Here is a 25,608-nt window from a genome sequence, read left to right on the forward strand (position 1 = left end):
AACTACTCCTGACGCTTATTTTCAACAATTTGCTCCCTTTTATCCAGTGGTGTGCCAGAATTTTCGCTCATTTGGAAATAATTTGAGTGTCAACGTACCACATACCCAACTGAATAACCGATTAAGCTGCTGTTGGATCGTCATTGACTTTAACAATCAACTTGCCAAAATTATCACCTCGAAGTAAACCGATGAATGCACCAGGAGCGTTCTCTAAACCAACAACTACGTCTTCTTTATACTTCAGTTGACCAGACTGCAACCATCCAGTAATATCACGCAAAAAATCATTAAACCGATGTTGATAATCACCAACTAGAAAACCTTTGATTAAAGCCCGTTTGATTAGTAGTGGCATTAAATTAGGCCCTGGTGTAGTAGATGTGGCGTTATATTCTGAAATCAAACCTACTAGTGGAATTCTTGCTCCAAGGTTTATCTGCTGCAAGACAGTTTCTAAAATCACACCTGCTGTATTGTCATAGTAAACATCAATGCCATTCGGGGCAGCTTCTTTGAGCGCTGAATCAAGTTCTTGAGTTTTGCGGTTAATGCCAACATCAAAACCTAATTCCTTAACTATATAATCCCGCTTCTCGTCACTCCCGACAATTCCCACTACTCGCGCACCTTTAATTTTGGCAATTTGACCTACTACTGCACCGACAGCCCCAGAAGCAGCTGAAACCACAACAGTTTCACCTTCTTTAGGTTGACCGATATCAAGCAGAGCAGCATAAGCAGTCAAGCCAGGCATACCCAGTACACCTAAACTATAGGATAAAGGTGCTTGAGTGGGATCAAGTTTACGCAGTGTCTCACCCTTAGAGACAGCATAAGTTTGCCAACCGTTACTATTAAGAACAAAATCCCCTACTTGAAATTGAGGATGATTTGATTTAATTACTTGGCTGACTGTACCACCGACAATAACTGAACCTAATTCTACAGGTGCAGCATAAGACTGGCCTCCACTAATGCGACCACGCATATAAGGGTCGAGAGATAGATAAATGGTGCGGCTAAGAATTTCGCCTTCACCTGGTTCGGGAGTTGGTGTTTCTAGCAGAGCAAAATCACTCTCTTTTGGTTCGCCGACTGGACGACTTTTGAGGATGATTTGTTTGTTAATTAAATCGGACATAAGTTATTTTCCTCTCATGTTTTAGGCGATTTTTTTCATCAATATCCTTATCACCAAGGGTTTGCTAAACTACGTGCGTTTGCCCTAATTTCCAGGCGGCTTAGGCTTCTCTTCCGGTGTACCATCTGTAGGCCCTCCCCCCAAATTAGACACCCAATCGTTTGCTTCTAACCCGAAGTGTCCTGTCTCAAACCACTTAGACTTGAGCAGCGACCACCAATCATTTGTCAAGCCTTTCAATACGTAGTCATAAGGAAGCCAACCATAGCCCCCTTCACCCCAACGGGTTCCCCAACAGTTTCTGATTAGCAATGCTCCTTGTGAGCATCTACTACCATCAGCATTCTCTATTACTTTATGGTCGTCGTAGCCAACTGCAACAACAGCATGACCTCCTTTTACCTTATCGTTTTTAACTGGGTATGGAATATACCCACTTGGGTTTAAATCCTCGATGGAATAATACATAGTAAACCCAAAGGCGCAGGGAAAACCAGCGGCTAAAGCTGTTTTAATTCGGAATAACAGTATATTTTCTGTAGTGCCCAAAGGATTTAGACGAAAGTATTTCAATGCTTGATAACTTTGACCAAAAGAGTAGCAAAAAGGGGTTGGTTCCTCATCAGACTTGTCTTCTTGATAGGGCCAATACTCTTCTGGAGGCACGCCAAATAATGCCATTGCCCGCATAGTTTCCCGAAGAGATGCTCCTGCATCACCTTTACGATGCATGAGATTGCGTGTTGCTTTGTAAAGAAAGAGCCGAGAAGCATCGACATATCTATCAAAACTTCTTTTCTCAAAGTACTCCATTAAAGCAACACCAGCATGTGCCGTACATGAATCCAATGAGCCTTGGTCTTCAACTGGAGAACACCAGAAGGTTAAATCTACAAATTCTGGCATTAATAAATATACAGTTACATTCTTGCTATTTTCTTGTTTTTGTTTTACACATTTTTGTAAATGTCCTTCTAACGGAAGTTGTAAATCACTTTGAAACTCTAGACTTTTCTGCAAATGCTTTGGATAATCTTGACGTTCGGGTAATATTTGGATGACTGTTCTCAGATTATTCGGTTGAGTTTTGGAATTATTTTCTCCCTGAACTTGAGGATTAGAATTCAGACTAATTTCTAAATCTTTGATAGATTTAAATATATCATCTATCTTTTTTAAAGATGTAGCTAATTTCTTTTTTCTATCTTTATCCAGGCAAACTTGATCAGTAATTTTCTTATCAATATTACTCAGGGATTGTTTGAAATTTAAAATTGCTGAAATAGCTATGTATAAAGACACTGGATTTAAATCCCAGTCTTTAAATAAGTTTGTTTCCTGTTCTGCTTGAGAAGAAATACTAGATTTTTCCCACAACTTTTGCTGAGAAGATTTATTCTTTTTAGCATTAATACTTAATTTATTATTCCCTTGTTGATTATTTTCTTGACGGATATAGTTAACGTATTCAGATTTATCGAACCATTGATCTAGCTTATCTAATACGTCTCTTACAGCTTTTTCAAGATTTCTATGTTTAGCTAAAGGAGAAATTAGTTGAGCAACCAATTTAACTATCATATCAATTGCTCGTTTCAAGGCACCTCGGTGTTTGGCGAGATCAGAATTAACACTATCCGTAGCTTTTGGAATTATTTTTTCATTAACAAAATGTTCAGGTTTCAATTCAGAAATTTCAAAAACCCTTAAGATTATTTCATAAAGGGTTATGGGTATTGTTGAGGATGCAGGTAAAACTTCCCGTTGCTGTTGTTTTTTGAGCGCAACTAAGTCACTTAATACTTGTAAGGTTTTTGTGCAATCAATATCATCCCTTTCTATTTCTATTTCATATCTAGCTTGAAATGATTTTATAGCTGTATCTGTCTGCCGACTAGAATACCCTGTTACTTGTCCATCAAATTCTCCTAACTCACATAAAAGCTGCTGTACTTTTTTAAGTTTATCATTACCGAAAGATTTTTTTGCTTGTGCATTATATATATTATCTAGTCTTCTCTTTGTCTTTTCGTCAACTATTCCATCAACTATTCCATCAACACGAGCAACCTTTGAAGGCTCATATTGTCTTTTAAATTCTTTAACTGCATCCTCTGTTAGATAGTCAAAGAATCCTTTTATTGCCCCGTTATTTTCTCCTAAATTTTTGAGATAGCCTAGTTTATTGAGTTTTATCTGAATGTCTTTAATTTCTGGATCAAACATTCCAAATTTTTTAATTGTTTTTTCCGTGCTTTTAGCTTTAGAAGTTTCTTCTGTTTTTTGAAGTTTTAAGATTTCTAAAACTTGGTCTAAAGTATAGAGTGTTACTTGATCTACAACACTATCAACATTGTCATCTGAGATAATTGAGAGACCAAAAATACTCTTGAATCGTTTTACTGCCTCCTTTGTATTTTCACCAAAATAACCATATTCTATATAACCATGTTCCATATAATCTGATTTTGAAAAATCATCTACAAATTTACTAATATTTTGTGTCTCAGTTCCAAAAATATGCTTATATTTGGTAAATTCCAGCAACTTCTGTTGAAGATTATAGACTTCTTGCCCTGCACAACCATGAGCTAAAAATATCTGTTCTTTAAGAGCTTTAGCATTGACTAATTTGAAACCTTTATTTATCTTTTTCTGAAAATTGTTGAACTTTGAGGCGAGTGTCTCGTCGAGAGTTGAACTTAGTCCATTTTTTATTAAATTTAATAACTCAAACAATTCTTCTATACTGTTTTGGGAATCATTATCATTATTTATCTGTATATCTTGGACTGTGATCATTAACTTTTGATTGATTTCGTCCATGCGATAGTCTCTAAAATCGGGGTAGTCTGGTACCCAGCCTGTTGATTTTTTATACACAGTGATGCCCTCTCAGATTTATGCTCTTATGCTTATCTATCGTTTTGGTTTTTTTTATGCAAAAAAATAGTTAAGATTTATTACTTTTCTTGAAGCATTTGACCACTTGAAATAATAGTGAAAATTGTCGAAATCAATATTTAGCCTGAGTTTGAACTCCTTCACACAGATTGCGATCGCTTTGACTCACATTCGGGTTATTCTTCAGATAATCATGCAGCCAATCGCACCCACGCCCCATCAAATTATCTAGGGTGAGATTTTCTACATTCCACAAAATAGCTGTACCATCTTTACTGCCAGAAACGAGAGTCTTACTGTCAGGGCTGAAACTGATCCCATTGACCTCACCACTGTGACCAGTAAGAGTAATAATCAAAGTCTGGTCTTTGTGCCAAAGCTTTACCGTTCCGTCATCACTAGCAGTGGCAATCATCTTGCCGTCAGGACTAAAAGTTACTTGCCAGATTGCAGCACTATGCCCATCAAGACTAGCGATCGCACCACCATCAAGCTGCCAAAGTTTTACTCTATTATCTGCGCCAGCACTAGCAAGGGTCTGACTATCAGGGCTAAAACTGACGCTGTAGACAGAAGCGCCATGCTTTAAAATCTTGAGTAACTGACCTTGCCGATTCCAGAGTTTCACTTCCCCGTCATTACTACCAGTGGCAATCATCTTGTCGTCTGGACTAAAACTGACGCTATAGACAGTAGCGCTATGGTCTAAAGGTCTTAGCAACTGACCCTGGCGATTCCAAAGTTTCACTGTTCTATCTTGACTAGCGGTGGCAATCATTTTGCTGTCTGGGCTGAAACTCACACTATGAATGCGAATGCGATCGCCATGCTTAAAAGTCTTGAGTAGCTGACCTTGCTGATTCCACAGTCTCACAACCCCTTCGTCTAAACTGACGGCGGCAATTATCTGACCATCTGGGCTAAAATTCACATCCCAGATTGTGTAGTCATTGATCTTCAGCGATTTAATCTCCTTACCCTGCTGATTCCAGAGTTTCACCGTCCCGTCATCACTGGCGGTGGCGATCGCTTTTCCATCACCTGAGAAGTTCACGCGATTGACACCAGCCTGATGTCCAGTGAGAATAGTCTGCCAAGGGCGGTCAATTTGCCACAGTTTCACTGACTTATCTTGACTAGCAGATGTAAGGGTACGACCATCGGGGCTGAAAGTAACTTGATTGACTCTACTACTATGTCCTCTAAAGGTAGTAAGTTCCTGGCCATTTTTCTGCCAGAGTGTCACGCTATTATCATCATTACCCGTGGCAAGGGTCTGACCATCGGGACTGAAACTGACGCTGTATATCCGACTACTTTGTGCCTCGGATTTCTCAAGAGTTGAAAGCAATTTCCCTTCAGTATTCCAAAGTTTCACCGTTCTATCTAAACTGGCAGAGGCAAGGATATTGTCAGAACTGAAGCTCACGCTAGTCACTGTATTATTATGTTCTTCTAGGGTCTTAAGTTCTTTACCGTCTTTGTTCCACAGTTTCACCGTTCCGTCTAAACTGGCAGAAACAAGGATTTGATCGTTATGGCTGAAACTCAAACTATAGATAGTGCCTGTATGCCCCTTGAGCATTTTGAGTTCCTGACCCTCTATGTTCCAAAGTCTCACAATGTTGTCGTCACTACCAGAGGCAAGAATCTTGCCATCATGACTGAAACTTACAGATCGAATTTTAGTATTCAGCTTTTTAAAGGTTTTAGGTTCCTTGCCATCCTGTTTCCAGAGTTTCACTGTTCCGTCTAAACTGGCAGAAGCAAGAATTTGACTATTAGGACTGAAACTTACACTAACTACTTGATCTAGGTGTCCTTTTAAAGTTTTCTGCAAAAGACCTTGTTTGTTCCAAAGTTTTACTGTGTTGTCTCCACTAGCTGTAGCGATCGCTTTTCCATCGGGACTGAAACTAACGCTTTGGATATAATTGCTGTGTCCCTGGAGGCGATCGCGTTCTCTTACCCAGTAAACCGCCTGTCCCAGCACCTCGATCACCTCTTGCTGTTCCTGAATTGGAATGTTGGCTTTGGCTTGAGTTAATTGTTTGAGTTGCTTGCCGGCTTTTAAACCTTCTATCAGGGCATCAATCGTATTTCTATTGGAGGTAAAACGTGCGTCTGACGCTGAAATTAAGGCTCGGAGTTCCGATTTTTGTGCTTCTATCCGCAGTTGATCAGCCTGCTTCCAGCCAATAGCTGCAAATATAGCCAATCCCGTTGAAATCAACAACCCAGAAGTCAGGCCAATTAGTCTTTTTCTGTGACGTATCTTCTGGGCTTTACGACTTTCGCCAATATACTCTTGTTGGAGTGATGTAATCAAAGGTTCTTTCCCCGCTCCTTGGGTGAACCATTGCTCTGCTTCTTCGAGTTCACTACCTTGTAGCAAATAACTATTGTTGCGTTTTTTCTGATCCCATTCCAAGGCTCCCATGAGTAAGCGGGTATGCTGTTTAACATGAGCTAGGTCAGTATCAAGTGCTTTGAGTAATGATTGAAAAGCTTGCTCAAAATCATTACTTTCTTGGAAGAAAATATAGTTAATTTTGGCTAATTCGGGATCAATACCTTCAGCATACTGCCACACGATTGGCACTAAACGTTTATTGTGCTTTCGGGCGTGTGCAATCTCTTCACGGCAGACTGTAGAAGCGACTGAATTTGGACTAATAATAAAAATAAAATTATCAGCGGCTTCAATTCCTTCATAAATTTCTTTCCGCCAATCTGCAGTGGGTGGAATTCCTTCCCAGTCCACCCAGATATCTAGCTTCTGTTGCTTGAGCGCTTCATAAAGCTTTTGAACGAACTCTTTATCTTTGCGAGAGTAGGAAATAAACGCCTCAGCCATATAAATTTCGATAAATTAAATAAAATACTGTTTTTTTACTATTTACGTCAAAATTCTATATACTTCGGAAAAAGAATTAGTTGAATGCAAGTTTCATCTATTGTTTAAATGTTCTTACTATATGATCTTTTAGAAAAATTTTCAGTAACAGATCAAAATTAGCTACTTTGGCACAAAGCTTAAAGTGAATGTTCAAATAAGGGCAAGTTTATTTCCTTTTTCATTTATTTGAACAACAATTATTTGCTTTGAAACACATCCATGTATTTTTGTCAATATATGTTCCCAAAAAGAGACGTAGCATTGCTACGTCTCTACAAGTGCAAATAGCCAAAGTGACGGGTCGCCACACCGAAGCGCTCCAGAGGTCAAGCAATGGCAAGAATAGACTGAATATTACGGTGTACAAACAAGTCCTAAAAACCTAGCTTGATAAGGCTTTCCTCGTTCCTAGGCTGCCATCCAGCCCTGACAAGTAGGCTTAAACAGAAAATGCAACGATATTGTAACGACAGCGAAAGTTGACGTTGCAAAAGTTTACATTTAGAATGGAATCGGCAAAATCCGATAAGTATTTATTCTTATTTATCCTGAAAAACTGACATTCGATGAGTATATATTCTTATCAAAAGCAAAAATTTAATCTTTATAGAGTTCAACAATGTTTACAAAAGTAAAAATTCCTTAATATAATGTAATCAAAAGCGAGAAGGAAAATTGATTGTCAGAAGTGATGAATGCTATTGAATTTCCCTGGCTAACAGCCATAATCCTCTTACCCTTGGTGGCTGCCTTAGCCATCCCCTTAATCCCAGACAAAGAAGGTAGAACTGTCCGGTGGTATGGTCTGGGAGTTGCGATCGCCGACTTCGCACTGATGATTTATGCTTTTTGGTATAACTACGACTTTCATAGTTCAACACTCCAACTTGTAGAAAACTATCCTTGGATACCGCAGTTAGGTTTGCATTGGGCTGTGGGGGTTGATGGTTTATCGATGCCCTTACTGCTTCTGACAGGCTTAATAAATACCCTCGCAATCTTCGCGGCTTGGAAAGTTACTACCAAGCCGCGATTATTTTATGGTTTGATGTTAGCGATGTACAGCGCCCAGCTTGGCGTATTTGTCGCCCAGGATTTGCTGTTGTTCTTCCTCATGTGGGAAATCGAGTTAGTGCCGGTTTACCTGCTGATTTCCATCTGGGGAGGACAAAACCGCCGTTATGCAGCTACCAAGTTCATTCTCTACACCGCCGCTGCATCAATATTTATCTTGATTGCCGGTTTTGCAATGGCATTCTCTGGAGATACCATCACCTTCGACATGGCGACTCTGGGAATGAAAGAATACCCCAAAACCTTGGAGTTGTTGGTTTATGCAGGTTTCTTGATTGCCTTCGGTGTGAAGTTACCGATTTTTCCTTTACACACTTGGCTACCCGATGCCCACGGTGAAGCATCAGCACCCGGTTCAATGATTTTGGCTGGTGTGTTGTTAAAAATGGGTGGTTATGCTCTCATCCGCTTCAATGTGGAAATGTTGCCAAATGCTCATGTGACTTTTGCCCCAGTGCTGGCAATTTTGGGTGTAGTTAACATTGTCTACGGTGCTTGCTGTGCCTTTGCCCAAACCAATCTCAAACGCCGCTTGGCTTACTCTTCAATTGCCCACATGGGATTTGTGCTGATTGGGATTGCCTCCTACACAGAACTAGGTATCAGCGGTGCAGTGCTACAAATGGTTTCCCACGGCTTGATTGCTGCTAGCTTGTTCTTCCTGTCTGGCGTGACTTACGATCGCACCCACACCTTGATGATGGATAAAATGGGCGGTATGGCCAAGGTAATGCCCAAAACCTTTGCTTTATTTACCATTGGTTCAATGGCTTCTCTCGCCTTACCAGGAATGAGTGGTTTTGTCGGTGAGTTGATGGTATTTCTGGGTATCGCCACCAGTGACGTTTACAGTTCCAGCTTCAAGGTTGTAGTTGTGCTGCTGTCAGCTGTTGGCGTAATTTTGACACCAATTTATTTACTGTCGATGCTGCGTCAAGTGTTCTACGGTGAGCAAAGTCAAGAGTTGCACTTGGATGCTGTAATATCTGATGTCAAACCCCGCGAAATATTTATTACCGCTTGTTTGCTGCTGCCAATTATCGGTATCGGCTTCTATCCCAAATTAGCAACGCAGACTTATGATGTGAAAGCAGTAGAATTAGCCGCCCATGCTCGTGAAGTTCTACCAGTCGTTGCTCATCAACAACCATCAAGTGTGTACTCGCGGATTTTCTCTGCACCAACATTGGCTACTTCTCAAGTTGAAAGTTCGATTAACATTTCTGAGTAAATTAACTTCCCATTAAGGGGTCTGCAAGTAAATTCTAAATATTAGGGGAATAAAGGGGTGGTTACGAAACCGCCCCTAAAATTTTGGAATTATTGAGTTGAAATAGATTTCTAGGTAGGGGCAATTCATGGATTGACCCTACGAGTCTGTCAATAAATAATTGATGGATAAATTCCCTGTAGAGACGGCGTTTTATCGCGTCTCTCTAAGCATCAAAATAAATTTGACAGATTACTACCATCTGGTTAAAAATTATTCAAACTTGAGGGTTCCGTCAATATTGGCAATGTGTTCATTAAGATCAATGTATGTTCCGAGATATGTCTGCCCATCAGCTCTCTCGCATTCCGCACGGAGTCTGCTAGCACCAGCTAAACCAATATTGTCGCAGGTCAGAGCAAATTTATCTCCATCCCAGTCTAATGCTCCATCAAGATTGGCGATATATGGATTTAAGTCGATAGAAGTTGTAGAAAGAGTATATCCATCAGCTTGTTCGCAAGTAGCTGTTAGGGTTGAGCCATCAATACTAATATCTTGACAAGTCTGAGAAAATTGACCAGTTGCCCAAGCGTTACCGATGACTAAATTAAAGCTCAGGAAGATAGCACACAAAAAAGTTGCACAAATTTTCAGCATTAGTCCTCTGTCTTAAAGTAGATGATTGGTTAAACTAACCAAGAGAACATTTTATACTTTTGGATTTTTCTCTATTTAAAATTAATAGTTTTTAACTATACTCAAAATCTACGAGAAAATACGTAAGCAACAAGCTTACCTACGAGAAGCTACGCGAATGATCAACGAAATAATCAAAGGGAACCCTATCACTCTTGATTAGGAGAGTTGAGTTAAAGTCATTTCAATTGCTAAATTTTTCGTGATTTAGGATATAGCCAAAAGCTAAACAAACGGCTAACTCTAGGCATGACAATATATGTCAGCAGCAAAACCATAGTAATCGTAACGATTAACGAAATAATTAAGGGAGGTAAACCACGAAGTAGGGGGACTATAAACGTACTCAATAAATTAATTAACACAAATACTGCTCCCCAAGTTAGCAATGCTGTTTTATAGCGTGGTGGAGTTTTCAGTGGTTGACCGGGAATAGAAAACCAAGCTTCTAATCCACAAATTTCTTGAACATAAGGGTCAGATTCAACCAAATGTTTACCTTGATTGAGCCAATATTCGCGATCGCGCGATGTCATCCACGCTTTCAAATTTTCATAATTGTCAAACCGGAAGATAATCACATATTCATTTCGCACTCCAAGTTGGGGACGAATAACATTTGTTCCTAGATGCCCTAGATAAGTTCTAGCAACACTGGTAATATCTTTCAACCAAGCCTCGTAAGCCTTTTCACATCCTGGTTTTACCAGTTGTGAAATAACCACAGTCACAAATTGATCGTCCTGTTCCATCTTTATCAATTTTGGATTTTGGATTTTAGATTTTGGATTGATCCTATGAATAAATTCAAGGCTTGGGGATTTTGGATTTATTTCAAGTAGCTTGCTTTTCGTAAAACAAGTACAAATTCGTTGGAGAGCAAACAAATTTAAATTTTGGATTTAGAAGTTTTAATCCAAAATCCAAAATTTAAAATCTAAAATTGCATCATTCTCAACCCAAGGGATATCCAGCTTTTCCAACCTCAAGCCGAACAACATTGGCAGGAACGACACCTATAGGTGGAGGTAAAAACATTCCACCATTAGTTACAACATAAATCGCGGTGCTATCGCCCTCACTTTGACCAAAAGCCACTGCTGTGCTACCAATTACACCTGACTCGGCTTGAGCAATAATAGTAGTACTGCGATCGGGTGCAATTCTTACCACACTGTTGTAAATGTGCGTTGCTCCATAAAGGTTGCCTTCTACATCAAAGGCAAAGTCATCAATATTGGTCTGCTCAACAAAAATTTCCGGCTCACCTGGTTTATTAGCGGTATCAATGGGAATCCGCAACAGCAACATTTTTTCCGTATTTGAAACGTAGAGGAAATCACCAAAACGCTTCAAGCCATTAGCAGCCGGAAACACGCTCTCTGAATTGCTACGAGCAAGCATTGGATGTTCTAGCCAAATTGATCCACTGGGTTGAGCAACATCAATCAGCCAGATTGCACCACGATAGGAATCTGCTGTCAAATACTGAGTATCGGAAAGTGGCGTGATGCCATTGAGAAACATTGCGTCTGGCAGTGTCAGCAACGTTTCCACCGTGCCATCACTTTTAACTAGAGAAACCACGGGTATAGAATCACCATTCCATCCTGTTGCCACCAGATCGCCGTTGGTAGTGAAAGCAAGACCACTTACTTTGCCTTCAACAGTGGCATAAATTTGCTGATTGCCATCTGGGGTAATGCCAACAATCTCGCCAACTTCGTGATTGCTTACAAAAATTGTGCCATCTGGTGCGTAGGCGTAGCCCGCCGCAGGTATCGCTAGATTTTCCAAAAAAGTATTGACTGGGAACGAGGTAATAATTTTAGCAGGTGCTAATTCAATCGGCTTATCTGCGTAAATAGACGGTAAATCTGCGGAATTTCCCATATTAACCTACCATTGTAATTGAATGGGGCCACCAAACTTTCGCATCTCTGCAAAAAACAGTCCTTGCGCTCCTCCATTGGGAAGTGTTGCTAAATAGACAGCAGTTTCGGCTCCTTCTTCTGCCGTGAACGGGGCATTATCTCCCCCCATATCTGTTTTCATCCAACCTGGAGAATAGGCATTTACGAGAATATTAGTACCTTGGAGTTCCTTGGCGAGAAGCACAGTTAGTGCATTCACTCCCACCTTTGAGAGTCGATAAGAAGGCGCTAAAGGGTAGTAATCAGTGGGAACTGATACCAGAGATGCCATTTCCGTTGAGATATTGACAATGCGACCGTAGTTTTGCACCTTCATCAACGGAATTAATGCTTGAGAAATTCTGAGTACCGCTAGAACATTAGTTTCAAAGGTCGATCGCATCGTTTCCAGTTGCACAGTTAGTAAGCTGGACTCCTCCGGCTTAGTTGTGGGATTCACGCCTGCATTATTGACCAGAATATCTACCTTGCCGTAAGTTTCACGTAGCCAGTCGGTAAACTGTTGCACACTTCCATCATTCGTGACATCCAGCGTGTGATAGTCAACATCAAGCCCTTCATTGGTAAGCTGCCCTTTAGCAGCAAGACCATCTGTTTCATTACGACTCGTCAGAATTACGCGGTTGCCAATTTGGGATAATTGACGGGAAATAGCATATCCTAGCCCTCGATTACTGCCTGTTACCACAGCAATCCTTTTTTGAGTCGTCATTTTTATGACCTTGAAACTGTTTTTGATTTTACTGTACTGAGATGCAATGAATTAAGCAAGTTGATTGCAGCAATGTATTCAATTAATGATCTGACTTACTTCAAACTCGAAGCTTGCCGTCCACCTAAGCGTTGTTCTGACGCTGTAGGTAAGACATTGACAGAGATAGTTGCATAAACACCTTGTTTTTGACCACCTATAATCAGGCGAATAAAATCTCCTAAGCCTTCTACCAATCGAGCATTACGTAAAACACCAGAATCTACTGCTAAAAATCCGATTTCTTCAGCAAGCCCCATTACTGTTTTTCTGGCTTGTTCATCATCTCCTGCAACAAAAACAGAAACTCCATAATCCTTTAGTGGTTCAGGTGCTAATTCAAAGACTTCCTGCGCCATCGTATTAAAAGCTTTTACCACCTGCGCTTGAGGTATATCTTTAGCAAGCTTTTCGGCTAGAGATTCTACTATTGGTGGATAAGCAAATCCTTCAGGAATATCCTGATTATTGCAATCAATAATAATTTTATTGTCGAGAACTTCAGGATGAGAAAGCAACTCTTTTGGCATAATGCTGCGTACTGTCCACAAAATTACATCAGCAAACGCCGCCGCCTGATCATTTGTACCACCTTGCGTTCCGCGTCCTGCGAACTCTGCTGTTGCTTTTCCTTTTTCGGCATCACGAGAGCCAAAAAATACTTCATGCCCCTGCTCTGCCCAGAGTATACCTAGAGAGCGCCCCATGTTTCCACTGCCAATAATTCCAATCTTCATGAGTTAACCCTCATTCCACCGTAGATTGTGAAAAGATTATAGTTAAAGCAGGTGAAGTAGCCACAAAGCAATTATGACCACCAACTTACCTGTAGCCACAGAAATTATACCAGTGGTTTTGCAATTGCAACCTGCGATCGCACTAACCGAAGACCAGTTTTATGAATTTTGTCAGTTAAACCGCGACTTTCGTATCGAACGTAATCCTGCTGGAGAATTAGTGATTATGCCCCCTACTGGTTCTGAAACTGATGAACGCAATTTTAACTTAGTTGGGCAGTTGTGGGTGTGGACAAAACAAGACGGTACAGGTGTAGGGTTTGGTTCCAGTGGTGGGTTTACTTTGCCCAATGGTGCGGTGCGTTCTCCAGATGCAGCGTGGATAAAACGCGATCGCTGGGAAGCCATACCACCAGAACTGCGAAAAAAATTTGCACCGATTTGTCCTGAGTTTGTAATTGAATTGCGTTCTGAGAGCGATAACTTACGAATTTTGCAAGACAAGATGCAAGAGTATATTGATAATGGCACTCAACTTGGTTGGTTAATTGATAGAAAACAGCGCCGAGTTTTTATTTATTGTCCTAATATTGCGGTTGAGGTATTAGATAATCCTAAGATACTTTCTGGTGAACCGTTGCTACCTGGGTTTGTTTTGGATTTAAGTCAGGTTTGGTAGGGAGTAAGCTAGTTTTATAGTACCGAAATCAAAATTCTAGGAATCTATGGCGGCGAAAGACATATTCCATGATGCAGTGCGCTTTGGAGAAAGAGGCCTGGCTCATCACTAATGACCCGCTTTTTCTGCGTTTTGGTGGTTTGGATATGTACATCGACCTTGGTGCAGAGAAAGTTTTAGCAGCTGAACGAAATCAAGAAAAAATTGCAGTTGAAGTTAAAAGTTTTGTTGCTCCATCTACTACAACTGAGTTTAGTACTGCTTTAGGACAGTTTCTCAAATATCAACTAGCACTTGAACAAGAACAACCTGAGAGACTTCTATATTTAGCAGTTCCCTTAGACACCTATCGTTCTTTTTTTACCTTAGAACTACCACGCTTATTAATCCAACGTTACCAAGTTCGGCTGATTGTTTTCGACCCAGAAGAGGAGGCAATTGTAAAATGGCAAAAGTAGAACAATACCGTCAACTTATTCAAGAACTGCTGCTAGCTTACAGTGAAATCAAAGCCAGCAACGAAGAAGTCGAAGCAGAAGTTATTTTTGATCGAGAACGCGATCGCTACCAAGTTGTTCACGCAGGATGGTCAAATAAGCGCCGTGTATATGGCTGTGTTTTGCATTTAGATATTAAAAACGAAAAAATTTGGATTCAACACGATGGTACTGAAGGAGGTATCGCCAATGAACTTATTAATCGAGGTATACCAAAAAAAGACATCGTTTTGGCTTTTCATTCCCCATTTAAACGACAATTTACTGAGTTCGCTGTTGGTTAAGATAATCCGTAATTACGTTAAACCCGCAGAATTAGTTAAAGTCATTTCAATTGCTAAATTTTTCGTGATTTAGGATATAGCCAAAAGCTAAACAAACGGCTAACTCTAGGCATGACAATATATGTTAATAGTAAAACCATAGTAATCGTAACGATCAACGAAATAATTAAGGGTGGTAAACCACGAAGTAGGGGGACTACAAACGTACTCAACAAATTAATTAACACATATACGGCTCCCCAAGTTAGCAATGCTGTTTTATAGCGTGGTGGAGTTTTCAGTGGTTGACCGGGAAGAGAAAACCAAGCTTCTAATCCACTAAGTTGTTGAACATGAGGATCAGATTCAACCAAATGTTTACCTTGATTGAGCCAATATTCGCGATCGCGCGATGTCATCCACACCTTTAAATTTTCATAACCGTCAAACCGGAAGATAATCACATATTCATTTCGCACTCCAAGTTGGGGACAAATCACATTTGTTCCCAGATGACCCATATATGCTCTAGAAACTCTGGTAATCTCTTTCAACCAAGCTTCGTAAGCAGTTTCACATCCTGGTTTGACAAGTTGTGTAATTACCACGGTTACAAATTGAGCGTCCTGTTCCATCTCCATTAGTTATGCCACTATCAATGTTAGTAAATGATGTAATTTTTAGTCACCATAGCATGTTTGAGTTCATCATTTTTGATTTTAGATTTTGGATTTTTTCACATAGCTTGCTTATTGCGGAGCGAGGATGAATTTTCTTGCTGTGAAATATTTTTAAGTTTTGGATTTTAATTATTGTGTATAGGTTATTAATATGAATATTTTTCATGGTTAACTTATCTGTTCATCATTTATGACACAAAATGTAGGTTTTTTATCTTTTGAATAAGTCAAAATATTGAAAATACTAAAAGGTTATAAACTCGTATCCGCTCAATAAATCGGGGTAGTAGAAAAAATAACAAAGTAGAGAGATGCACATAGGGTCGTAGAATATATGACATGGCGCAAAAGCAATCTCCAGAAAAACAAGTAGAGGCATTGTTGCAAACCATCGACCCCTCAAAGTTTGCAGACGAATCCTTGCGCCAGACATTAACTGTTCTGCTAAACGTCATAGAGCAGCAACAATCAGAGATAAAAGAATTACGTGAAGAAAACCAAAAACTACGGGACGAAAACAATCGTCTGAAAGGCGAACAGGGGAAACCAGAAATCAAGAGCAATCAGTCGAAAGGGTTCAAGAGCAATCATTCATCCGAAAAAGAACGACACACTCCCAAAAAAAACATACGAAAAGTAGCAAAAATCAGAGCATAAAAGTAGACAGGACATGCATTCTGGATTATCCGGCGAGTGAGCTACCGCCTGATGCACAGTTCAAAGGCTATGAAGAGGTAATCATTCAAGATATTTCACTGTTAACTGATAACGTATTATTCCGGGAAAGAAAAAATATTACTCGCCTAGTGTTGGAAAAACGTATTTAGCATCTTTGCCACCTGGTTACGATGGAGAATTTGGTCGGGAATAAAAGCTCTAGTAATTAGCTTATATTACGGCGGTAATATGACCCAAGGTAAGTTGCTAGAGTTTTTAGAGAATATTGGGATCTCAATGTCGGCTGGCTATTTATCAAATCTACTCATCAAAAACTTAGGCGATTTTGAAGCTGAATATAATCAAGTTTATACATCTGGGTTAGAAAGTAGCTCGTGGCAGCATATAGACCAAACAAGTGCCCGTGTTAAAGGAGTAAATCAGACCACGAATGTAATTTGTAACCCCTGGTACACAGTCTACTCAACTACAGCTAAGAAAGACCGACTAAGCGTAATTGGGGTCTTGCAAAATAGACAAGAGCTTGAATATGTTCTAAATGGGCTGACTTACGAGTTGCTTACAAGTTTTAATGTCCCAACTAAATGGCACAATCAAATGAAATTGTTGCCGCAAGAAACAGTTTTGACTGAATTAGAGTTTAATTCATTGCTGGATACGTATTTAAGCAAGCTAGGTTCTCAATACCGGACTCGTGTTTTGGAAGCTGCTGCAATTTCGTTCTATCATCAGCAATCTCAAATACCAGTGGTAGAATTTCTGGTCTGCGATGATGCACCCCAATTCAAATTAATTACAGATAATTTGGCTTTATGTTGGGTACATGAAGCCAGACATTATAAATAATTAAGTCCATTTGTTGGTTTTTTGTCAACAAACATTAGACAAATTTTTAGGGGAATTTTGGGATTACTACCGAGAATTAGTCGCTTACAGAAATTCCCCCTTCCCCCAAAAAACCAAACAGGAATTAAAGACTAAATTCTGTCAGCTATTCGGTACTGAAACTGGATATAAACAATTAGATGAGCGAAAAAAAATTAACGGCAGCTAAAGAGTCTGAACTACTGCTGGTCTTAGAGTATCCAAACTTACCTTTACATAATAATCCGGCGGAATTAGCTGCTAGGACTATGGTGCAGCGACGAAAAAATTAGTTACGCCACTCAAACGAGTGAGGGTACTAAGGCATGGGACATTTTTATGTCTCTTGTTGCCACTACTCGTAAATTGGGAATCAGCTTCTTTGAATATATACATGACCGGATTTCTCTCTCTGATAAAATCCCCGAATTGGACACTATTATTCGCTCAAAATTTTCTATTAATCCTCAACCTTTATAGTCAAGCGTTTGCATTCAAATAGAATCCCTGCGTTAGAACAATCTAGTTAACTCTCAATAAATTGGATGTTAGCAAGTCTTTTTACTTTTATTCGCTACCCCGACTTATTGAGCCGATACATAAACTCTCGATTCAAAAATAGTCTAAAATTTTTGCTCGTCGAGATATTGATGAGACATTAGCCAAAACTAAACTTTACTTAGAAAACACGGTAGCATTGTTCAGATTTAGAATAAAGCTGACTATCAGTATTTCTTGCGGGCAATGCTGATATATTCATAAACCTAGAAGACAACTCGCCCTCTATGGCTCTCACCACCTCTACTTACCAAATTACTGATTTATTCGCCGAACGAGCTAGAAACCTTGCACCACCAACTTACGGCACTGAGTTAACCAAAATTATTACTGTTAGCTTTGCCTACGGTTTAGCTGACCCAATTCTCTTTCCCCACGCTGACTTGGCTGCTGCAAGTGCTGCTGTGCTGGCAGAAGAGGCTCCGATCGCCCTGAATTACGGGCCACCTTCAGCCCAATTGTATGAACAAATCATCCTCCGCTTGCAGGCTAAAGGAATCGCTGCCGATCGCGATCGCCTGATCATTGGCTATGGTTCTGGTCAGATTTTGGGCTTGCTACCAGATGTGTTTGTCGAACCTGGTGACGTAGTAATTGTAGAAGGGCCAACCTTCTTGGGAGTAGTTAGTAGATTTGTCCACGCTGGCGCACGCGTAATTACCATTCCTGTGGATGAGTTGGGGATGGATGTGGACGCCTTAGAAGAAACTTTGAGCGATTTGAAGAAACAGGGCATTCGACCCCGGTTTATTTACACCATCCCCACCTTTCATAATCCCACAGGCGCTACTATGCCGTTATTTCGCCGCCAAAAGCTAGTAGCACTGGCGGCTGAGTATGGCGTGCTGGTGGTGGAAGACGATGCTTACAGCGATTTGCGCTTCCAAGGGGAAGCGGTGCCTCCCTTGGCAACCCTCGACAAGGAGGGGTGGGTTTTATACGTGAGTACCTTCTCAAAAATTATTGCGCCTGGTATCCGGCTGGGCTGGGCTTGTGGCGATCCAGCAATTATTGAGCGGTTGGCAATGTTCAAAAGTGAGGGGCCAGTAGGGCCGTTTGTCAGCCATGTGGTCGCCCGCTACTGTGCTACAGGCAAACTAGATTATCACATTCAGGAGTTAATCGCCTGCTACAAACATAAGTGCAATTTGTTGTTAGAAGCGATCGCTCACGAGTTTCCCAGTGATGTAGTTGCTTTGCGACCGGGTGGAGGCTTTTTCGTTTGGTGTAAATTGCCGCCAGATATCAGCGCCAAAGCACTCCTAACCGCTGCTAATGAACACGGCATCAGCTTTCTGTCAGGGACTCGCTGTTATGCCAATGGACAGGGAGATGATGCCATCAGGTTAGCTTTTAGCTTTCAACCAACCGAGAAGATTGTTGAGGGAATCGCTGTTTTGGGAGCAGTGTTGCGCGAATGGCGGTAATTCTTCAGGAGGCAGGAGGCAGGAGGCAGATAGCGCAGCATTAGCGAGTCCGCGTACTCTTACAGAAAAGCAAGGCGTCAGGCAGTCTTACTCCTGCCTCCTGCCCTCTGCCTCCTGCCTTCCTCGATAAATTTTGTAAACTTAAAAAATTTGTTCTAAGCGTTGGAAATCGCGCTGGACTTCATACCAGAGAGTTTTATTATGGGGGTCTGTCTTCAGAGCTTTTTTGAGATAAATTCTGGCTTTGAGCAGTTGTTTTTCGGAAATAAGCGCCCGTCCCCAAATTTGATAGACGATCGCTAGCCATTGGCGGACTTCTGCATCTGTTGACAAGCGATCTGCTAAAGCTTCCGCCAGAGCGATCGCTTGCGGAAATCGTCTTTCTTGCAAAAATCGCTGCAATTGCTCATAAGTCTTCCACTTTAGCCGTTCTTCTATTTCCAACAGATTCGGCGGCTTTGGTTTCCCTGATTCTTGGCTTGTCACCGTTGTTACTGGTGTTTTCTGCCGCTGCGTTGCCTTGGTGTCATTACGCGCAGTTGACACATGACTTGAATGGGCAACAGTTTCCTCTGGCAGTACTACTGTCAGCAGGAGTTTGTAAGCCTCTGTCAAGGCAATAAATTTATCTTTGGCTTTGTTGTCATCTGGGTTGATATCGGGGTGATATTGCTGCGCCAGTCGTCGGTAAGACGCTTTGATGTCAGCAAAAGAAGCTCCCGATCTTAAACCTAGTAAACGGTAGCAATCTCCAAGATCCATCTTGAGCTATGAGCTATCGAATATCGAGCTAGGGGCTACCAGCTATGAGCTTTAAGCCTGAACTATTAATAATAAGGGCTAATTTGCTATTTTAAAGTTCAATGTTGACAGTTTGTTTAAAGAAGGGCATTGGGCATGGGGAATGGGGCATTGGGAATGGGGCAATTAATTATTCTTCCCCTGCCTCCCCTGCCTCCCATGCTCCTCTGCTCCTCTGCCCCCCTGCCCCTCTGCCTCCCTATTCCCCAGTTATTACCGAGGTTCGGTCTTCAATTACACGGTCAATTAAACCGTATTCCTTAGCCTCTTGAGCAGACATGAAAAAGTCACGATCCATATCTTTTTCAATTTTTTCTATGGTCTGACCAGTTTTATCAGCATAAATGCCATTAAGCTGGTGACGAATCCTAAGAATCTCTTTAGCTTCAATTTCGATATCGGTTGCTTGTCCACGAGTGCCACCAGATGGCTGGTGAATCATAATCCGTGAGTGAGGCAGTGCTAACCGTTTGCCTTTTGTGCCAGCTGCCAGCAAAAAAGACCCCATTGAAGCAGCTAAACCGACGCAAATAGTCACTACATCTGATTTGATATGTTGCATGGTGTCAAAAATAGCCATGCCAGATGTAACCATTCCACCGGGAGAATTGATGTATATATAAATATCTTTACCTGGATCATCTGAGTCCAGATACAGCATTACAGCGATAATTTGATTGGCAATTTCATCATCAATATCTCGCCCCAAGAATATAATCCGTTCTCGGTAAAGGCGATCGTAGATACTAATCCAATCTGTATATTGTCCACCGGGCATCCGGTAAGGAACTTTAGGAACGCCTATAGGCATAATTTACTCCGTTCTTAATAATTTGGGGGCGATAGGAGAGTTAGGAATAACTCATAACTCCTGTACAGACGGGATTAATCGCGTCTCTACTCAGCACTCAGCACTTACTAGAGGACACTGGCAGGAAGTGGGGGATTGGCGAGTTCTTCTTTCTCAAAAACTCGGTCAATCAGTCCGTATTCCTTCGCTTCGTAAGGTGTTAGGTATAACAGCCGATCCATATCTTTAGTAATTTTTTCTGGAGGCTGTCCAGTAGTGCGATGCAAGATATCAACTAAGGCTCCTTTATTTACCAAAACTTCCCTAGCGCGAATTTGAATATCCGTTGCTTGACCTTGGGCGTAGCTCTTGGGCTGATGCAGGATAATCGAGGAGTGAGGCAAACTGGCGCGGCAGCCTTTTGTACCAGCACTGAGAAGCATCGCTGCCATACCCATCGCGGAACCGACGCAGATGGTGTGGATAGGAGGCTTGATATATTTCATGGTGTCAAAGATGGCGAAGGCTTCGGTTTCAAAGCCAATAGGTTCGCCACTGTAACCGGAAGTGCCGGTGGAGTTGATATAGATTTTAATCGGTTTTTCGGGGTCGTCGGATTGCAAAAATAGCAATTCGGCCACGATTAATTCCGTGACAGCAGGCACCAGTGGCATCCCAATATAGACAATTCGCTCCTTCAATAAGAGGGAAGGTAAATCTGGCGGTGGTGTCCGGTAAAAGTTATCGCCGTAATATGGGGCTTGAACAGCCTTAATTGGGGAAATGTCCATAGCAACTGATCGCCTGAAACTATGCCGTTAACTGTAATACATCCTAGCGCGATGCACGCCTCCCTCAAGGTGCGGATTTCTCCCTAATGCTGAAGGCGGCTTCGCATCTGCCAATGCTTGGCTTCTAAGATATTCTGATTATATTAGTGTATTTATGTTGGATAGGTTTTCCGTAGAGCTAAAGTAGTGCTTTGAAGTTATTTATTAATATGTGTATCCTGAATAGGGACTTTGTGTTATGAAGGTTAGTCTGCACCCTGCCTTGAATGATGGTAATTTGGACGCGAGTCAACTGAATAGTCAACGTCAGTTGGGAATTTCGATTTCGGCGATCGCAGAGACTCAAGACCGCCATGTACCCCTGAATTTATGCTTAATTCTCGATCATAGTGGTTCGATGAACGGGCGATCGCTAGAAACGGTCAAAAAAGCCGCGAATCGTCTGGTAGATAGACTCAATCCTGGCGATCGCCTCAGTGTTGTAGTTTTCGATCACCGTGCCAAAGTCTTAGTACCTAGTCAAAGTGTCGAAGATCCAGAAAAAATCAAACAGCAAATTAATCGCCTCAATGCCGATGGTGGAACTGCGATTGATGAAGGATTGCGTTTGGGGATTGAGGAGTTGGCAAAGGGAAAAAAAGATACTGTTTCTCAAGCCTTCTTATTAACCGACGGTGAAAATGAACACGGTGATAATAATCGCTGTTTAAAATTCGCTCAATTGGCCGCTAGTTATAATTTGACTTTAAACACTTTGGGATTTGGTGACAATTGGAACCAAGATGTTTTAGAAAAAATTGCTGATGCTGGTTTAGGTACTTTATCTTATATTCAAAAACCCGAACAGGCAGTGGAAGAGTTTAATCGCCTGTTCAGCCGGATTCAAACGGTGGGATTGACTAATGCTTATCTGCTATTCTCCCTGATGCCCCATGTCCGGCTAGCGGAACTCAAACCGATTGCCCAAGTTTCCCCAGACACAATTGAGTTACCACTGCAACAAGAAGCTGATGGACGTTTCACTGTGCGGTTGGGAGATTTAATGAAAGATGCAGAACGGGTAATTTTAGCTAATATTTATTTGGGACAATTGCCAGCAGGTGAACAAGCGATCGCTAATGTGCAAGTCCGCTACGATGATCCAGCCGCCAACAAGGTAGGTTTATTGACAGCAAATATCCCAGTTTATGCCCATGTCGTGAAAAATTACCAAGCAGACCTTAATCCCCAGGTGCAGCAGTCGATTTTGGCATTAGCGAAGTATCGCCAAACCCAGCTAGCCGAGACGAAATTGCAACAAGGCGATCGCTCTGGTGCGGCGACGATGTTACAAACGGCTGCTAAAACTGCGCTGCAAATGGGAGATACTGGGGCGGCGACGGTGTTGCAAACTTCTGCCACCCAGCTACAAGCTGGCGGAGATTTATCTGAAAGCGATCGCAAGAAAACCAGAATTGTCTCGAAAACAGTTTTGCAAGATACCCCTCCCCAGTAAACTTAGGTTTAGATGAAAGTTAAATTGCTCTCGGCGTTAAATGACAATAATGTTGATGTGGCTCAAACAAGTAGCCAACGTCAATTGGCAATTACAATTTTTGCGCTCGCTGGTGAGTCTGATCAAAATCTTCCCCTTAATCTCTGCTTGATTTTAGATAAAAGTGGTTCCATGCATGGACAACCGATAAAAACGGTGATCCAGGCAGTGGAAGGATTAATTGATCGGTTGAAAGTAGGCGATCGCATTTCAGTTGTGGCTTTTTCCGGTTCTGCGGAAGTCATTATCCCCAACCAAGCGATCGAAGACCCCGAAAGCATCAAATCTCAAATCAAAAGCAAACTGACTGCTAGCGGCGGTACTGCGATCGCCGAGGGTTTGGAACTGGGAATTACAGAACTGATGAAGGGTACAAGAGGCGCTGTTTCCCAGGCGTTTCTGCTGACGGATGGGCATGGTGAAAGCAGTTTGCGGATTTGGAAGTGGGATATTGGGCGAGATGACAACAAGCGCTGTGTCAAACTGGCGCAAAAAGCTGCCAAACTGAACCTAACTATCAACACTTTCGGATTTGGCAATAGCTGGAATCAAGATTTGCTAGAAAAAATTGCCGATGTCGGTGGTGGTACTCTAGCTCATATTGAACATCCTGAACAAGCTGTGGAGCAATTTAGCCGACTATTTGGCCGGATTCAGTCAATTGGGCTAACAAATGCCTACTTGCTGTTATCTCTAGTGCCCAATGTCCGATTAGCAGAATTGAAACCTATTGCCCAAGTTGCCCCAGACACAATCGAGTTACCAGTGGAAGCCGAAGCTGATGGTAGCTTTGCTGTGCGTTTGGGAGATTTGATGCAGGATGTAGAACGGGTAGTTTTGGCTAACATTTATCTGGGACAGTTGCCAGAAGGGAAACAAGTGATCGGGCATCTGCAAATCCGTTATGATGACCCATTAGTTAATGAACAAGGCTTACTTTCGCCCCTTGTACCAGTCTATGCAGATGTAGTGCGGGCGTATCAACCAACATCCAATCCCCAGGTACAACAGTCTATTTTGGCATTAGCGAAGTATCGTCAAACCCAATTAGCCGAGGCGAAATTGCTACAAGGCGATCGCACTGGTGCAGCCACGATGCTACAAACAGCAGCTAAAACCGCTTTACAAATTGGAGATAAAGGTGCAGCGACAGTGTTGCAAACTTCCGCCACTCGCCTGCAAGCTGGAGAAGAACTTTCTGAAGCTGACCTGAAGAAAACTAGGATTGTATCAAAGACTGTTTTACAAGAATAGTAACTTTTTTGAATTCGCACAAGTAGGACGATGCAAAAATTAAGCAGAATTAATTAACTACAAATAAACGATACACCAAAATAAATGCGTGAATTACTTAAATAAACAAGCCAATTTAGTAAGTCAAACCTCTGATGAAACTTAACAGCACTGCTTTTGGTTGCCCTTCTTGGACTAAGGCGATCGCTTCTCGCTTAGAGGATGTTTGAAAAGTCATCCAACGTATGTTTGACTACTCTAGCTATCGAGAAATTGAACGAGAGAATGAGGGTTGTGGAACTTGCGATCGCTTCTCTGAGTTGCATTTAAGGCTCAAGCTGACACTTTTCAAACAACCTCTTAGAGTTGGCTTGTTGGATTAGCTGAGAAAGCTCTTGGTTGTCGCGTATATTTGCTTCTAGCATATAATTTGCCATTTTGAAGTCAGTTATAATTCTATGTTACGCGATCGCCTATTTCCTTGTTCTTAAGTTATCAGCAAAACCTCTAGCAGTTAGATAATTGAAGCGATCGCCTAATAATCATGACTCACAGGAATAGCGATCGCCTTTAGGAGATGGATATTGATGCGATCGCTCAAACAAATCAGTTTATCTAGCTTATGGGGCATATTTTTGTAAGAACTCGCTTGGAGTGAAACATTCAAATTCTTCAGTTTGCTCGACAAGTGCGCGAATTAGTTTGTAATTTCTGGATACAAAACATTTTGCTTTTCCTTGCTTGGCAGTCAGGTAAACACCTGCATCTTCACGGGGAATTATGCCAGCATCAGCGATCGCTTGAATATCTTGGTCTTCTACAAATATGAAATCTACTTTCAATTGCTGCCAAAGTCTTGTTAACAGACCACTTGACCAGTCTTTGTTTTGCAAGCGTTTACCAACTCGTAAGATTTGATCGATAAGTTCTTGAGAGAAGATAACTCTAGTTTGCTCATCGCTATTTTCATCACTTACTAGCAAGGATAAAATTTTGCTTTCATCGCTGGCTAAATCAAGCGCTCCCAGAATGTAGATATTTGTATCGAGAAATATTGATTTGGGCAAACTAAACTTTGATTTCACCGTCATTTAGCCTTTGCTCTCTTTCTGTTGATATTTCTTGTTTTACATCCTGAATAAGTTCCATAATTTTGTCGGTCGAGTCATAGCCATATTTGGTAAAAAGTTGATGCGACATAGTTGCAAATGCTTCGTTTGATAGCTGTTCTCGGCGATCGCTAATCCCTATCAAATGTTGAAACATTTCTAAACTTAACAGCACTGCTTTTGGTTGCCCTTCTTGGACTAAGGCGATCGCTTCTCGCTTAGAGTTGGCTTGTTGGATTAGCTGAGAAAGCTCTTGGTTGTCGCGTATATTTGCTTCTAGCATATAATTTGCTGTTTTGAAGTCAGTTATAATTCTATGTTACGCGATCGCCTATTTCCTTGTTCTTAAGTT

Annotated in this window: 25 protein-coding genes and 1 pseudogene; 12 read left to right on the forward strand and 14 right to left on the reverse strand. The window is 41.3% G+C overall.

What is annotated here, in order from left to right; genetic code table 11:
* Positions 1–121: 121 nt before the first annotated feature.
* From HUN01_RS10575 to HUN01_RS10585, 3 genes are all read right to left on the reverse strand, one after another.
* Positions 122–1,144 carry an NADP-dependent oxidoreductase gene (locus HUN01_RS10575; protein ID WP_181931228.1) on the reverse strand — a complete coding sequence of 341 codons (1,023 nt, stop codon included), beginning with the start codon at positions 1,142–1,144 and terminating at the stop codon, positions 122–124.
* An 84-nt stretch (positions 1,145–1,228) separates the two neighbouring features.
* A complete protein-coding gene (locus HUN01_RS10580; protein WP_181931229.1) occupies positions 1,229–4,027 on the reverse strand; it encodes a peptidoglycan-binding protein in 2,799 nt (932 codons plus the stop codon).
* Positions 4,028–4,160: 133 nt separating this feature from the next.
* On the reverse strand, positions 4,161–6,905 hold the full coding sequence (locus HUN01_RS10585) for a toll/interleukin-1 receptor domain-containing protein (RefSeq protein WP_181931230.1): 2,745 nt from the start codon (positions 6,903–6,905) through the stop codon (positions 4,161–4,163).
* Between the two features lie 733 nt (positions 6,906–7,638).
* Between HUN01_RS10585 and HUN01_RS10590 the strand changes: the two genes are divergently transcribed.
* A complete protein-coding gene (locus HUN01_RS10590; protein WP_181931231.1) occupies positions 7,639–9,252 on the forward strand; it encodes an NAD(P)H-quinone oxidoreductase subunit 4 in 1,614 nt (537 codons plus the stop codon).
* Positions 9,253–9,504: 252 nt separating this feature from the next.
* Here the strand turns inward: HUN01_RS10590 and HUN01_RS10595 are convergent, their stop codons facing one another.
* From HUN01_RS10595 to HUN01_RS10615, 5 genes are all read right to left on the reverse strand, one after another.
* The gene (locus HUN01_RS10595) at positions 9,505–9,891 is read right to left on the reverse strand and encodes a mannose-binding lectin (protein ID WP_181931232.1); all 387 of its coding nucleotides are present in this window, start codon (positions 9,889–9,891) and stop codon (positions 9,505–9,507) included.
* Positions 9,892–10,121: 230 nt separating this feature from the next.
* Positions 10,122–10,682 (reverse strand): antibiotic biosynthesis monooxygenase, encoded by a 561-nt coding sequence (locus tag HUN01_RS10600; protein WP_181931233.1) that lies wholly within the window; start codon positions 10,680–10,682, stop codon positions 10,122–10,124.
* Between the two features lie 202 nt (positions 10,683–10,884).
* A complete protein-coding gene (locus HUN01_RS10605) occupies positions 10,885–11,823 on the reverse strand; it encodes an SMP-30/gluconolactonase/LRE family protein (protein WP_181931234.1) in 939 nt (312 codons plus the stop codon).
* A 6-nt stretch (positions 11,824–11,829) separates the two neighbouring features.
* Entirely contained in the window at positions 11,830–12,576 is a 747-nt protein-coding gene (locus tag HUN01_RS10610) for an SDR family oxidoreductase (RefSeq protein ID WP_181931235.1), read from the reverse strand.
* A 95-nt stretch (positions 12,577–12,671) separates the two neighbouring features.
* A complete protein-coding gene (locus HUN01_RS10615) occupies positions 12,672–13,352 on the reverse strand; it encodes an NADPH-dependent F420 reductase (protein WP_181931236.1) in 681 nt (226 codons plus the stop codon).
* A 73-nt stretch (positions 13,353–13,425) separates the two neighbouring features.
* Between HUN01_RS10615 and HUN01_RS10620 the strand changes: the two genes are divergently transcribed.
* The 3 genes and pseudogenes from HUN01_RS10620 to HUN01_RS10630 all read left to right on the forward strand — a co-directional run bounded on the left by HUN01_RS10620 (position 13,426) and on the right by HUN01_RS10630 (position 14,812).
* A complete protein-coding gene (locus HUN01_RS10620) occupies positions 13,426–14,031 on the forward strand; it encodes a Uma2 family endonuclease (protein WP_181931237.1) in 606 nt (201 codons plus the stop codon).
* Positions 14,032–14,077: 46 nt separating this feature from the next.
* Positions 14,078–14,489, forward strand: a pseudogene (locus HUN01_RS10625) (XisH family protein).
* Complete coding sequence (locus HUN01_RS10630; RefSeq protein WP_181931238.1) at positions 14,477–14,812, forward strand: XisI protein; 336 nt, start codon at positions 14,477–14,479, stop codon at positions 14,810–14,812. The pseudogene HUN01_RS10625 and the gene HUN01_RS10630 overlap by 13 nt, the downstream one beginning before the upstream one ends.
* Positions 14,813–14,865: 53 nt before the next feature.
* On the opposite strand, the gene HUN01_RS10635 is transcribed toward HUN01_RS10630, so the two are convergent.
* Positions 14,866–15,426, reverse strand: coding sequence for a putative antibiotic biosynthesis monooxygenase (locus HUN01_RS10635; RefSeq protein WP_181932645.1), 561 nt, complete (start codon positions 15,424–15,426; stop codon positions 14,866–14,868).
* A 384-nt stretch (positions 15,427–15,810) separates the two neighbouring features.
* Between HUN01_RS10635 and HUN01_RS10640 the strand changes: the two genes are divergently transcribed.
* The 5 genes from HUN01_RS10640 to HUN01_RS10655 all read left to right on the forward strand — a co-directional run bounded on the left by HUN01_RS10640 (position 15,811) and on the right by HUN01_RS10655 (position 18,998).
* Positions 15,811–16,128, forward strand: a complete 318-nt coding sequence (locus tag HUN01_RS10640; protein ID WP_238845426.1) for a hypothetical protein — start codon at positions 15,811–15,813, stop codon at positions 16,126–16,128.
* Between the two features lie 249 nt (positions 16,129–16,377).
* The gene (locus HUN01_RS35295) at positions 16,378–16,995 is read left to right on the forward strand and encodes a hypothetical protein (RefSeq protein ID WP_238846155.1); all 618 of its coding nucleotides are present in this window, start codon (positions 16,378–16,380) and stop codon (positions 16,993–16,995) included.
* Positions 16,996–17,174: 179 nt separating this feature from the next.
* Positions 17,175–17,306 (forward strand): hypothetical protein, encoded by a 132-nt coding sequence (locus HUN01_RS36040; protein ID WP_257797973.1) that lies wholly within the window; start codon positions 17,175–17,177, stop codon positions 17,304–17,306.
* 46 nt (positions 17,307–17,352) lie between these two features.
* Positions 17,353–17,493, forward strand: coding sequence for a hypothetical protein (locus tag HUN01_RS35300; protein WP_181927386.1), 141 nt, complete (start codon positions 17,353–17,355; stop codon positions 17,491–17,493).
* Positions 17,494–17,798: 305 nt separating this feature from the next.
* On the forward strand, positions 17,799–18,998 hold the full coding sequence (locus HUN01_RS10655) for an aminotransferase-like domain-containing protein (RefSeq protein WP_181931239.1): 1,200 nt from the start codon (positions 17,799–17,801) through the stop codon (positions 18,996–18,998).
* A 141-nt stretch (positions 18,999–19,139) separates the two neighbouring features.
* On the opposite strand, the gene HUN01_RS10660 is transcribed toward HUN01_RS10655, so the two are convergent.
* The 3 genes from HUN01_RS10660 to HUN01_RS10670 all read right to left on the reverse strand — a co-directional run bounded on the left by HUN01_RS10660 (position 19,140) and on the right by HUN01_RS10670 (position 21,380).
* Positions 19,140–19,760: a J domain-containing protein gene (locus HUN01_RS10660; RefSeq protein ID WP_069072493.1), complete on the reverse strand. Its 621-nt coding sequence runs from the start codon at positions 19,758–19,760 to the stop codon at positions 19,140–19,142.
* Between the two features lie 238 nt (positions 19,761–19,998).
* Positions 19,999–20,610: an ATP-dependent Clp protease proteolytic subunit gene (locus tag HUN01_RS10665; RefSeq protein ID WP_069072492.1), complete on the reverse strand. Its 612-nt coding sequence runs from the start codon at positions 20,608–20,610 to the stop codon at positions 19,999–20,001.
* Between the two features lie 107 nt (positions 20,611–20,717).
* Positions 20,718–21,380: an ATP-dependent Clp protease proteolytic subunit gene (locus tag HUN01_RS10670; RefSeq protein WP_069072491.1), complete on the reverse strand. Its 663-nt coding sequence runs from the start codon at positions 21,378–21,380 to the stop codon at positions 20,718–20,720.
* Between the two features lie 238 nt (positions 21,381–21,618).
* Between HUN01_RS10670 and HUN01_RS10675 the strand changes: the two genes are divergently transcribed.
* From HUN01_RS10675 to HUN01_RS10685, 3 genes are all read left to right on the forward strand, one after another.
* A complete protein-coding gene (locus HUN01_RS10675; RefSeq protein WP_181931240.1) occupies positions 21,619–22,875 on the forward strand; it encodes a vWA domain-containing protein in 1,257 nt (418 codons plus the stop codon).
* Positions 22,876–22,887: 12 nt separating this feature from the next.
* Entirely contained in the window at positions 22,888–24,168 is a 1,281-nt protein-coding gene (locus HUN01_RS10680; RefSeq protein WP_181931241.1) for a vWA domain-containing protein, read from the forward strand.
* 224 nt (positions 24,169–24,392) lie between these two features.
* Complete coding sequence (locus HUN01_RS10685; RefSeq protein ID WP_181931242.1) at positions 24,393–24,530, forward strand: hypothetical protein; 138 nt, start codon at positions 24,393–24,395, stop codon at positions 24,528–24,530.
* Positions 24,531–24,767: 237 nt separating this feature from the next.
* On the opposite strand, the gene HUN01_RS10690 is transcribed toward HUN01_RS10685, so the two are convergent.
* Positions 24,768–25,238, reverse strand: a complete 471-nt coding sequence (locus HUN01_RS10690) for a PIN domain-containing protein (RefSeq protein WP_181931243.1) — start codon at positions 25,236–25,238, stop codon at positions 24,768–24,770.
* Positions 25,216–25,539, reverse strand: a complete 324-nt coding sequence (locus HUN01_RS10695; RefSeq protein WP_181931244.1) for a type II toxin-antitoxin system Phd/YefM family antitoxin — start codon at positions 25,537–25,539, stop codon at positions 25,216–25,218. Before HUN01_RS10695 ends, HUN01_RS10690 begins: the two co-directional genes overlap by 23 nt.
* Between the last annotated feature and the right edge of the window lie 69 nt (positions 25,540–25,608).

It is taken from the genome of Nostoc edaphicum CCNP1411 (genome assembly GCF_014023275.1).
In the GTDB taxonomy this organism is placed as follows: domain Bacteria; phylum Cyanobacteriota; class Cyanobacteriia; order Cyanobacteriales; family Nostocaceae; genus Nostoc; species Nostoc edaphicum_A.